The 8,332-nt window shown below is 69.5% G+C and carries 8 protein-coding genes and 1 pseudogene; 3 read left to right on the top strand and 6 right to left on the bottom strand.

Features of this window, described 5'->3' with window-relative positions; translation table 11 throughout:
• From AB0305_RS12140 to AB0305_RS12115, 6 genes and pseudogenes are all read right to left on the bottom strand, one after another.
• A pseudogene (locus AB0305_RS12140) lies at positions 1 to 412 on the bottom strand (electron transfer flavoprotein subunit beta); the annotation flags it as partial.
• Between the two features lie 82 nt (positions 413 to 494).
• A complete protein-coding gene (locus AB0305_RS12135; RefSeq protein WP_364134111.1) occupies positions 495 to 1,571 on the bottom strand; it encodes a DUF2891 family protein in 1,077 nt (358 codons plus the stop codon).
• Positions 1,572 to 1,601: 30 nt separating this feature from the next.
• Positions 1,602 to 2,573, bottom strand: coding sequence for a DUF979 domain-containing protein (locus tag AB0305_RS12130; RefSeq protein ID WP_364134108.1), 972 nt, complete (start codon positions 2,571 to 2,573; stop codon positions 1,602 to 1,604).
• Positions 2,570 to 3,286 carry a DUF969 domain-containing protein gene (locus tag AB0305_RS12125; protein WP_290256265.1) on the bottom strand — a complete coding sequence of 239 codons (717 nt, stop codon included), beginning with the start codon at positions 3,284 to 3,286 and terminating at the stop codon, positions 2,570 to 2,572. Before AB0305_RS12125 ends, AB0305_RS12130 begins: the two co-directional genes overlap by 4 nt.
• 213 nt (positions 3,287 to 3,499) lie before the next feature.
• Complete coding sequence (locus AB0305_RS12120; protein ID WP_364134102.1) at positions 3,500 to 4,186, bottom strand: GntR family transcriptional regulator; 687 nt, start codon at positions 4,184 to 4,186, stop codon at positions 3,500 to 3,502.
• Positions 4,187 to 4,220: 34 nt separating this feature from the next.
• Positions 4,221 to 4,793, bottom strand: a complete 573-nt coding sequence (locus tag AB0305_RS12115; RefSeq protein WP_364134099.1) for an MOSC domain-containing protein — start codon at positions 4,791 to 4,793, stop codon at positions 4,221 to 4,223.
• Positions 4,794 to 4,876: 83 nt separating this feature from the next.
• Between AB0305_RS12115 and AB0305_RS12110 the strand changes: the two genes are divergently transcribed.
• From AB0305_RS12110 to AB0305_RS12100, 3 genes are all read left to right on the top strand, one after another.
• On the top strand, positions 4,877 to 5,491 hold the full coding sequence (locus AB0305_RS12110; RefSeq protein ID WP_364134096.1) for an XRE family transcriptional regulator: 615 nt from the start codon (positions 4,877 to 4,879) through the stop codon (positions 5,489 to 5,491).
• A 183-nt stretch (positions 5,492 to 5,674) separates the two neighbouring features.
• The gene (argE, locus tag AB0305_RS12105; protein ID WP_364134093.1) at positions 5,675 to 6,970 is read left to right on the top strand and encodes an acetylornithine deacetylase; all 1,296 of its coding nucleotides are present in this window, start codon (positions 5,675 to 5,677) and stop codon (positions 6,968 to 6,970) included.
• Positions 6,967 to 8,301, top strand: a complete 1,335-nt coding sequence (locus AB0305_RS12100; RefSeq protein WP_364134090.1) for an MFS transporter — start codon at positions 6,967 to 6,969, stop codon at positions 8,299 to 8,301. The genes argE and AB0305_RS12100 overlap by 4 nt, the downstream gene beginning before the upstream one ends.
• Positions 8,302 to 8,332: the final 31 nt, after the last annotated feature.

Below are 8,332 nucleotides of genomic sequence, written 5' to 3'. Positions count from 1 at the left end.
CGAGGAGTTCGGCGAGCATCGCGGGGATCATGCCGCCGGTGCCGTCGGTGGAGAGGTTGCCGGTGACCACCAGGTCGAAGCCGGTGCGGCGGATGGCGGCGGCGAGGGTCTCGGCGGTGAGGCCCAGGTCCGCGCCGCGGAGCGCCTCGTCGCAGACGTGCACGGCGCTGCCGGCACCCATCGCCAGGCCCTTGCGGAGGGTGGCGGTGGCGGATTCGGGGGCGAGCGAGAGGACGACGACGTCGGTTCCCTCGTGCGCGTCCGCGTGGCTCAGCGCCATTTCCAGGGCGCGCTCGCCGATCTCGTCGATCACCGCCTCGTTGGCCCCGCGGTCCGCGAGGCCCGTTTCGAGGCTCAGTTTCCGGTCCCCGTAGGTGTCCGGGACTTCCTTGACTAGGACGACAATCTTCATTGATGGCTCTTCCTGTGGCGGGCATGCCGCCGGGAGGCGGCACGCCGAATCTCCCTAGAGTCTACGAAACGTGCCGCCGTCCTCAGCGCGCCGAGGCCAGCGCGTCCCAGGCGAAGCTGGCCAGCCAGTGGCTGGACATGAATTCGTCCGTGCTCACCGCGGCCAGGCCGGCCTCCAGCAGCGGACCCGCGGCGCCGTCGAGAACGCCGCGCAGCTCCTCCGTCGAGGACCCGGACGCGGATCCGGAGTCGGAGAGCGCGGCGCTGATCCGGATCAGCTGCCCGGCCCGGCTGAGGTTCAGGCCGTTCAGATGCGCCAGGTAGCCGTCGGTTTCGTCGGTGACGGTGAACGGCGCCAGGATCCGGGACTCCGGCTCCAGGTCCGGCAGGAAGCGGGTGAACCAGGCGGCGAAGTCCCCGCCGTCGAGCACACGCGCCATCAGGTCCGCCTCGCTCAACCCGGCGGAAAGGAAGTCCTGGCCGCTGAGCTCCCACTCGCCGGGCCAGCCGGCGTCGCCCTTGAACCAGCGCAGCGCCGCCTCCTCGCACACGGCGGCGGCCCGGTCCCGGCCCAGCACGCGGAAGGCGTCCAGCATCAGCCCCAGGCCGAAGGCGGCGTTGGTGTGCAGTCCGTGGCGGACCGGGAACTCGGCCTTGGCCGTCCACTCCGCCACCAGCGACGCCACGATGTCCACCAGCGGTTCCAGGGCCGAGCCCCAGTCCCGGACCTGCGCGTCCTCCGCCGTGATGGCGGTGGCGGCGAGCCGCACCAGCCAGGCCCAGCCGTAGGGGCGTTCCCAGCTGGGGTTGGCCTGCAGGTAGGCGCCCTCCACGGCGAGGTTCTCCGGGGTGAGGTTGGCCGCCAGTACCCGGCGCAGCTCCGCGTCGCGGTCCGGGCTGACGCCGTGTTCCAGCAGGGACACGCCCAGCCAGGTCATATGCACGCAGGAATGCCAGTCGAACGAGGTGTAAAACGCCGGGTGGAGCTCGCGGGGGCTTGGGCGGTCCTCAAGCGACGTCTCCACGTGGTGCGAGGCGTAGGGGTACGGCCGGCCCAGGTTCTCCAGCACGATGTCCGCGTAGGTGTCGGCCAGCCGGTCCATCTCTTCGGTTCCGGCGGTGACTACAGTGACGGCGGACGGTGCGGCGGAGTGGCTCATGGTGCCCCTAACGGGTGGTGGCGGACGGGATCAGTTGAAGGCCAGGAAGTACATCAGGCCGATGTTGGCGGCCAGCAGCGGCACGGCGGTGGCGACCTGCGCCTTGATGACGCCGTACTTGTTCTTCATCTCCAGCAGCGCCGAGGGCACCAGGTTGAAGTTGGCCGCCATGGGGGTGCAGAGCGTGCCGCAGAACCCGGCCAGCATGCCGATCGCGAAGATGATCGCCGGGGTGCCGTGGAAGCCCTGGACCAGCACCGGCCAGCCGATGGCCGCCGTCATGATCGGGAACGCGGCGAACGCGTTGCCCATCAGCACCGTGAAGAGGAACATGCCCACGGAGTAGACGATCACGGCGGCGATCAGCGAACCCTCCGGCAGTACACCCGTGGCCAGGGTGCCCACGGCCTTGCCCACGCCGGCCTTGGTGAACAGGATGCCCAGGGTAGAGAGCATCTGCGGCAGCAGCGCGGCCCAGCCGATGGATTCGAGGATCCGGCGGCCCTCGAAGATGGGGGTCAGCTTGTTCTTGGGCTTGAGCAGCACGACGGCGACGACGGCGGCCGCGATGGCGCCGACGGCCAAGGCCAGCAGGGTGGTGTTGGCCGGGTCGAACAGCGGCTGGCCGCCGACCTTCAGGACCGGGGCGAGCAGGACGATGATCACGGTGACCACCGGCAGGGTCAGCGCCGGGATGAAGAGCTTGTTACCGAACCGGGCGGCGAACGCAGTGCGTTCGGCCTCGCTGGTGGTGCGGGACTTGCCGTCACCGAGGGGCCCGGTGCTGGCCAGGACCACCAGGACCAGGACGGCCACGCCCAGGACCCAGGCCGGGGCGGTGTTCGCCTGCACCCAGGAGCCGTAGAAGAAGCAGAGACCCAGCAGGCCCCAGAAAGCCGAGCTGCCCCAGCGCTTGGGGTGGGTGGTATCCCGGGAAATCAGGAACGCCCAGGCGATGAAAAGAATGCCAATCAGCCAGAAGACGGCTTCAACCTTGATCATGCGGTCTCTCCTACTGTGACGGCGGACTTCTCTTCCTCGACGGCGGCGCGGACGTCCTTGTCCAGCTGGCGGTCCAGCCGCAGCAGCCGGAAGCCGTGGATGAGGAAGGCGATGATGGCGGTGGGGATGGCCCAGACGGCCAGCTCCAGGGGTTCGAGGTGCAGCTTGTAGGTGGTGTCCACAAACGAGGTGATCAGCAGGATGGAGCCGACGGCCACGAAGATGTCCTCACCGAAGAAGACACCCACGTTGTCCGCCGCGGCGGAGTGGCCCTTGATCTTCTCGCGGACCTTCTCGGGGACGTGGCCGTAGCGGCGCAGCGCGGCGCCCTCCGCCATGGGGAACACCAGCGGCCGCACGGTCTGGGCGTGGCCGCCGATGCCGGTGAGGCCGACGGCGGCGGTGGCCTGGCGGACCAGCAGGTAGCCCAGCAGCACGCGGCCGGCGGTCAGCCTGGCCAGCTTCGCGATCAGCGTCTTGGCCTGCTCCTGCAGCCCGAAACGTTCGATGATGCCGATGACCGGCAGGACCACCACGAAGATCGTCACGGACCGGCTGCTGGCAAAGCCGGAGCCGAACGCGTTGAGGATCTCGAGTGGGGACAGGCCGCCCAACAACGCCGTAACGATGCCGGAAACGGTGACAACAATGAGTGGGTTGAGGCGGACGGCGAAGCCGACGATGACCAGCAAGACCCCGATGAGTACGAGCATATCCATCCATCCCCGCAGGACGCAGCAGTGTTCCGCGGACGAGAGTAGTTAGGGGCATGGCCGGCCCGGCCGAGCTGAAAGGGGTGACTTCCGCAAAGTGATGCCCATCACTGTGATCCACAGCTTATGGTTTTGTTGAACAATGCGCAAGAGGGGTGGCGGACCGTGCCGTCCGGGCCCCGGCGGCCGCCCCGCTTCCGGTGGGAATCCGGCTTAGTGCAGCTCGTGCGCCATCGCGGCCAGCAGCTGCGCCTCGGCCCGGTTGAGGTAGTCCCGCATCAGCTCCGCCGCCTCGGCGTTGTGGCCGGCGGCAATCAGCTCCAGGACCCGGGCGTTGTCCGCGACATAGGGTTCGTGGAAGGCGGGGTCCGAGCCCATCGAGTGGAACACCAGGCGCATCTCGGCCAGTACCTGCTTCATCAGTGAGTCCAGGCGCTCGCTGCCGGCGCGGGCCACCAGGGCGCGATGGAACTCCTGGTTGGCGCCCGCCATCCCGGCGATGTCGCCGCGGGCGCGGGCATCCTGGGCATCGGCGACGACGGCGCGAAGCTCGTCCACCGGCGCGGCCTCGTGCCAGAGGACGGCGGCGGGTTCGACGAAGCGCCGGACCCGGTAGATCTCGCGGATGTCCTCGGCGCCGGGCCGGGCCACAAACACTCCGCGGTTGGGGATCCGGGTCACGATGTGCTCGGCGTGCAGGGCGGTGAAGGCCTCGCGGAGGGTGTTGCGGCTGACGCCGAGGGCCTCGCCGAGTGCCTCCTCTGAGAGCTTGGTCCCCGGGGTGAGGTCGCCGGCGGCGATCCGCTGCCGCAGCTGGTCCGAGACCCACAGTCCGGTGTGCGAGTGGGTGGACCCCTTCGCCACGCCGCGAAGGGACTCCAGGACCGCTTCAAATGTCATGGCGCCAAGCCTAGTGGAGCGGCCGCGGTGCCCCTTACGGCAGGCGTGACGGGCGCAGGACCGACGCCTCACCAGCCCGCGCCGGGTCCAGCGGCACGGGGCTGACCAGCACCGCGGGGCCCCGGTGCAGCACGCCGTCGGACACCACCCGGCACCGCACGCCGCCACGCCCGCGCATCGCCTTGTGGGCGCCGGGGGCCAGCATCGAATCCATCCAGGCGCAGGGGTGGGCGGGTCGTCCGGCCTTGAGTCGGACCGTGTCCCCGCCGGACTCCAGCACGAACTCGTGGCCCAGCAGCGGGGCCAGCTCGGCGCCGCGGATAATCACGTTGCGACGGGTCAGCAGCGGGTCCAGGGGCGGCGTGCCGAGCTCCGCGGCGATCGCCTCCAGGCCCTCGACGGCGAACAGGGTCGCGGCGGCGTCCATGTGCGCGGCCTTGCCGAAGAACCGGTCCCCGGTGATCCCCTTGCCCGCGACGAATTGTGCCTCATTGGCGTCGTGCGTCGGGACGTCGGCCGCGCCCTCCCTGGCCCGGCCGAAGTAGGCGTGGGCGGGGGAGACCAGCAGGTGCAGGATCTCGACGTCGTAGCGGTAAGCCTCGCTCATGCCTCCACGCTACCGCCGGCGCCTCCGGTCCGGGTGGGCTTCATTATCTTGACGATAACTTCACTATGGCGGAGCATCGTGGCATGGACAATCTTGGCGGCCACCCCGGCCTGACGCTTGAGTCTCCCGGGGTCGAAGACCAGGCCGAGCGGGCGATGACCGCCGTCGGCGCCCTGGTGCTGCACCTGCGCCGCGAGGCCGGCTTCAGCATCGGAGGGCTCGCCGCCGCGGCCGGGTTGAGCCCGGGCCTACTGAGCCAGATCGAGCGCGGCCAGGGCAACCCCTCGCTGACCACCCTGATCAAGCTCTCCCAGGCGCTCAAGGTGCCGGTGGGGCGCTTCTTCGACACCAAGGACCAGGGCGGGGCACTGGTCCGCCGCGACGAACGCCGCCGCCTGGAAGTGGCCGAGGACAACCTCATCTATGAGCTGCTGACCCCGCACATGAACGGCCAGCTGGGCATGCTGCGCGCCCAGATCGCCGCCGGCTGGGACAACAAGGACGCCCCGTTCAAGCACGCCGGCGAAGAGTGCGTGACCGTGGTGCAGGGGCGGCTCTACGTTTGCGTCAACGGCGTGGGGTATGAGCTGGAGGAGGGTGATTCGCTGACCTACGACTCCTCCCTGCCGCACTGGTACCGCAACCCCACCGACCAGGACGCGGTGCTGATCGGGGCGATGACGCCGCCATCGTTCTGAGCGGACACGCCCCCGGCTTCGTTCAATAAAATGAATAAATGCGGCTCAAAGTGTTGACAGGCGTCGTCCGGGGGCCAAATACTGGGGACAGCGGGGCCGTTTGGCCGCCGCCGCGCCGGGCCGGAGACCGCAACCGGACCGCCATGGCGCAGCACTCCAACACCGTTCCGGGGGAATCCACCCATGACGCCTGCCACCTCACCGGCTGCCACGTCTCTGCCTGCCACGTCTCTGCCTGCCACGTCTCTGCCTGCCACCTCTCTGCCTGCCACCTCTGGGGCCGGAGCGCCCAGCGCCGCGGCCGTTGACTGGTCCGCCACGCTGATCGGCTTCGATACCACCAGCCGCAACTCCAACCTCGAACTCATCCGGTTCATTGCCGACGAACTCTCCGCCCGCGGCATCACCCCGCTGGTGGTCCCCAGCCCCGACGGCCGCAAGGCCAACCTCTTCGGCACCATCCCGGCCGCCGACGGCACCGTCACCGGGGGCATCGTGCTCGCCGGGCACACCGACGTCGTCCCCGTCGACGGCCAGGACTGGCATAGTGACCCCTTCGCCGCCGAGATCCGAGAGGGCCGGCTCTACGGCCGCGGCGCCACCGACATGAAGGCTTTCAGCGGCGCCATCCTGGGGTTCCTGCCCGAGTTCCTGTCCCGGCCCCTCGCCGAGCCGCTCCACTTCGCCTGGACCTACGACGAGGAGGTTGGCTGCCACGGCGCCGTCGTCCTGCTCGCCGAACTGGAAGCCCGCGGCATCCGGCCCCGGCTCGGCTTCGTGGGGGAGCCCACCAGCATGCGGCCGGTCTCCGCGCACAAGAGCAGCCAGCTCTTCCGCGTCACCGTCTCCGGCATCGCCGCGCACTCCTCGATGACCTCCACCGGCGTCAACGCGATCGAATACGCCGCGCGGGCGATCGCCGCCATCCGGTCCCTCGCCGACGAGCACCGGCTCTCCGGCCCCTTCGACCCGACCTTCGTGGTGCCCTACACCACCGCCAACGTCGGCGTCGTCAGCGGCGGCGCGGCCGTCAACACCGTCGCCGAGCACTGCGCCTTCGAGTTCGAATTCCGGACCATCCCCGGCGTCGACCCGGAGGGCATCATCGCCCGGATCCGGGAGGCCCTCGAGGGGCTCCGGGCCGAGATCCAGGCCGAGAAGCCCGGCACGGACATCGTCATGGAACAGCTGGGCGCCGTCCCCGGCCTCAGCCCCGAGGGCCCGCGCGCTGCCCTGGACCTGGCCCAGCGGCTGACCGGCAACGCCGTCGAAGAGACGGTCGTCTACGCCACCGAGGCCGGCCTGTTCCAGCGCGCCGGCATCGACACCGTGGTCTGCGGACCCGGGTCCATGGACCAGGGCCACACCGCCAACGAATACATCAAATTGAGCCAGATCGCCGCCTGCGAGGACTTCCTCCGCGCGCTGGCCGACCACCTGACCTCCACCGAGCCCACCGAAGGGACCCCGCAGCCATGAGCCAACCCACCACCACCGGCACGGCCGCCACGGGAGTCGACGCCGACGCGGACAGCCAGGCCGCCCCGCGCACCCTCAACGCCGTCGAACGCGGCAACGCCCGCAAGGCCGTCGTTGCCGCCTCGATCGGCAACGGCCTCGAATGGTTCGACCTGATCGTCTACGGCACCTTCGCCGTCACCATCTCCAAGCTGTTCTTCCCCACCACCAGCGATGCCGCCTCCCTGCTGCTGACCTTCGCCTCGTTCGGTGTCTCCTTCATCATGCGGCCCCTCGGCGGCATCCTGATCGGGCGCTACGCGGACAGGGCCGGACGGAAGGCCGGCATGCTGGTCTCCATCCTGGTGATGTTCGTGGGCACCCTGCTGATCGTCGTCGCGCCCACAGCGGCCATGATCGGCGTGACGGCCAGCATCATCGTCCTGGTGGCCCGGCTGCTGCAGGGCTTCGCCACCGGCGGCGAATTCGGCACCGCCACGGCCTACCTGATCGAATACGCCCCCACCCGGAAGGCGTTCTACGGCAGCTGGCAGGTAGCCACCCAGGGCGGCGGCATCCTGCTGGCCGGGATCTTCGGGTTCGTCCTCAACGGCTACCTCAGCACCCAGTCGCTGGAGTCCTGGGGCTGGCGGCTGCCCTTCATCTTTGCCCTCGCGATCGGCCCCGTGGGCTGGTACATCCGCTCCAAGATGGAGGAGACCCCGGAGTTCCTCGCCACGGAAACCTCGACGGCGCCGCTGCGGGAAACCTTCGTCGGCAACGGCGGGCGGCTCTGGGCGATCGTCGGCGTCGTCTCCCTGGGCTCCGTGGGCGTATACATCGCCCTCTTCATGCCCACCTACGCGATCGTGAACCTGAACATGCCCAAGGCGGTCGCGTTCCTCTCCACCCTGATTTTCGGCATCGTGATGAGCGCAGGCTCCCCGTTCATCGGCATGCTCTCGGACAAGGTGGGCCCGGCCCGGGTCATGACCTGGGCCGCCGGCGGCACGATCGTCGTCGGCATCCCGGCGTTCCTGGCCCTCATCGCCGCCCCGGAGCTGCCCACCATGATCGTGGTGGAACTGGTGCTCTCGGTCCTGGCGACCGCGTATTTCGCCCCGCTTCCGGCGATCATGTCCTCGATGTTCCCGGCGCGGATCCGCTCCACCGGCCTCTCGCTGGGCTACAACATCGGCGTGACCGTCTTCGGCGGCTTCGCCCCGTTCATCCTCACCGCGCTGATCGGCAGCACGGGATCCCTGCTGGTGCCCGGCTACTACCTGGTGGCCATCGCCATCATCGCTGCGGCCAGCCTGACCGTCGCCCGCAAGGTCTACAAGCAGGCGTAACGCCATTCCACCGCTGAGGGAGCCCGTCCCG

Source organism: Arthrobacter sp. NPDC080086 (genome assembly GCF_040702285.1).
The sequence above is the reverse complement of the archived record's forward strand: the minus strand, read 5'-3'. Positions and strand labels throughout refer to the sequence as shown.